This is a genomic window from Terrabacter terrae (assembly GCF_039529575.1).
GTDB lineage: Bacteria > Actinomycetota > Actinomycetes > Actinomycetales > Dermatophilaceae > Terrabacter > Terrabacter terrae.
The window spans coordinates 1-2437 of the sequence record NZ_BAAANB010000137.1; the positions used below are offsets into that span (position 1 = coordinate 1).

The following is a 2437-nucleotide window of genomic DNA, read 5'->3' on the forward strand; positions in this document are numbered from 1 at the left end:
GTCAGCGACGACTGACCCCACGACGCCGCCGGCGCGTGAATCGCGAGGCGCTGGGTAACCGGAGGCCATGAGGGCAGCAGTTGCGGCCACCGGTTCGTGGACCGACCCGGACGGCATACGCGAACCGGCAGGCGAGGTGCACGCGTGGCACCCCGGGACCAACCAGACGCTGTGCGGCCTGTCGCTGCACCGTTCTCAGCTGCTGCGCTTCTCGCACGTGGAATGGCGCGACGTGCAGCCCGACACGGGAAGCGCCGCCGACGAGGTCGTCGACGTGTGCCCGCGGTGCGCGGCCGGCATGGGCCGGCGCCGCGACGAACGACGCTGGACCCGCACGAACCCCCGGCCCTGAGCGATCCCGGACCACCGACCTCCAGGAGGACCCGATGAGCGACCAGCACACGCCAGACCTGCCCCTTCCCGACTACGACGGCATGCCGCTCGGCTCGATCGAGTCCCGGGTGCGCACGCTCGACGCGGACGGCGTCGAGCGGGTCCTCGCCTACGAGCGGGAGCACGCCGACCGCATACAGGTCGTGCAGGTGCTGGAGCACCGGCTGACGGCGCTGCGGACCGGGGCCGCGAAGCCGTCCGGTGGCGACCCCACGGCCGCCGCACCCGAGATGACGGCGGGCCGGCCGGGAGGATCCACGGCGTCGCCGGCGACCGAGGGCCCCACGCAGAACCCGCCCTCCCAGGGGGTGCCGACCAACCCCGCCCAGCCGCGGAGCACCGGCTGACCGCCGCGCGGCGCCCCCGCTCACTCCCTGCGAGTGATGCCGAGGGCGTACGCGTCGCCACCGCGCGTCCGCGGAGCTGCCCCCCGCGCCCTGCTGTGCGGGCACCCCTTCACCTCCCAAGGCTGATGCCGCCGCCCGGCGCGGCCTGCAGCATGGAGGCGCCCTGGTCCGGTGAGCGCCGGACCCGACCGCGCTGGAGGTGGTGGCATGACGGAACAGCTGACGAAACAGGTCCCCGAGGACCTGGACGAGCTCGGCCCGGTGGACTGGATCGTGGTGGAGTTCCCCGGCAGCAGGTTCAACGGTGAGATCGCGCCGACTCTCGTCGACCTCGTCGACCGCGACGTGATTCGCATCCTCGACCTTCTCCTGCTGAAGAAGGACGACGACGGCAACCTGGACGTCTTCGAGATCGCCGACGTCGAGGACAGCGAGCTGGGGGAGCTGCGCAGCTACGAGACCGCCCTGGCGACCCTGCTCAGCGAGGAGGACGTCGTGGCGGCCGCGGAGGCCGTGGAGCCCGGCAGCAGCGCCGCGCTGCTCGTCTGGGAGAACCGCTGGGCCGCTCCCTTCGGGTCCGCGGTCCGGCACGCCGGCGGCCAGCTGGTGGCCAGTGGACGCATCCCGGTGCAGGCCATGCTGGCAGCGATCGAGCACGACGGCGAGCACGAGAGCGAGGGTGACTGACATGCCGCTGGGACGCAGGAGAGTGGGTCGGCCGGGCGTGATCGGGCGGCCGGTCGCGCGGACCGCCGCCACCGTGGGGACCGCGGTGGTCGTGGCGCACGGCGTCGCGCGTCGCACCGACCGGCGACAGGACCGCCGTGAGGACCGGCGGGACCGTCGGTTCTGACACGAGGAGGCGGGCTCTCGCCTGCGCTCGGGGCACGAGATCACTCGCTCCGGATGGTGCCCGTGGTCGCGGGGGCCGGGAGCGTGGGAGGTGCACAGGCTTCCGTCTGACTGGAGGAACATCATGAGCGACGTGCGTCAGCAACCACCGGCGACCCAGGGCAACCGGGCGCCACAGCAGCGCGGGCACAAGCCCCCGCCTGGCGACCGCTGGAGCGGGTGGGTCCTGTTCGCATCGATGATGCTGATCCTGCTCGGCTGCTTCCAGGGCATCGCCGGGCTGGTCGCACTGTTCGACAAGGGCTACTACCTGGTCGGCTCCAACGGCCTCGTCGTCCACGTCGACTACACGACCTGGGGATGGGTGCACCTGATCGTCGGTGTGGTCGCCCTGGTGTCCGGCTTCGGGTTGTTCACCGGGGCGATGTGGGCCCGGGCGCTCGGCGTGATCGTGGCCGGGCTCAGCGCGATCGTGAACTTCGCCTTCATCGCGGCGTTCCCGGTGTGGGCCCTCACCATCATCGCCATCGACCTCCTCGCCATCTACGGCATCGCCGCACACGGCAAGGAGGTGGCTCCCCGCAGCTGAGGGCTGCGAGCGGCCGTCGCGCCGGGGCGTCCTCGGGGCGCCCCGGCGCTGCCGCGCCGTGGCACCGGACAGCGCGTCGACCGGTGAGGGGACTCACCCGCGGAGGGTGACGTGCGCCGCCCGTCGGGACGCGACGCTGTCTCGTGGACGGACGGAACCCACGAAGGAGAGACATGACCACCACGGACACCCCCACGGCGACCAGGGACGTCTCTGGCCCGATCGACTTCCTCCTGCTCGAGTTCCCGCGTGACCG

The 2437-nt window shown here is 72.5% G+C and carries 4 protein-coding genes; all 4 read left to right on the forward strand.

Annotation, left to right across the window (positions count from 1 at the left end; translation table 11 throughout):
- The first annotated feature begins 67 nt into the window (after positions 1 to 67).
- Positions 68 to 352, forward strand: a complete 285-nt coding sequence (locus ABD194_RS19980; RefSeq protein ID WP_343994771.1) for a hypothetical protein — start codon at positions 68 to 70, stop codon at positions 350 to 352.
- A gap of 34 nt (positions 353 to 386) precedes the next feature.
- The gene (locus ABD194_RS19985) at positions 387 to 740 is read left to right on the forward strand and encodes a DUF8129 domain-containing protein (RefSeq protein ID WP_343994773.1); all 354 of its coding nucleotides are present in this window, start codon (positions 387 to 389) and stop codon (positions 738 to 740) included.
- A 207-nt stretch (positions 741 to 947) separates the two neighbouring features.
- Positions 948 to 1427 (forward strand): DUF6325 family protein, encoded by a 480-nt coding sequence (locus ABD194_RS19990; protein WP_343994775.1) that lies wholly within the window; start codon positions 948 to 950, stop codon positions 1425 to 1427.
- Between the two features lie 289 nt (positions 1428 to 1716).
- Positions 1717 to 2181, forward strand: coding sequence for a DUF7144 family membrane protein (locus ABD194_RS19995; protein ID WP_343994777.1), 465 nt, complete (start codon positions 1717 to 1719; stop codon positions 2179 to 2181).
- Positions 2182 to 2437: the final 256 nt, after the last annotated feature.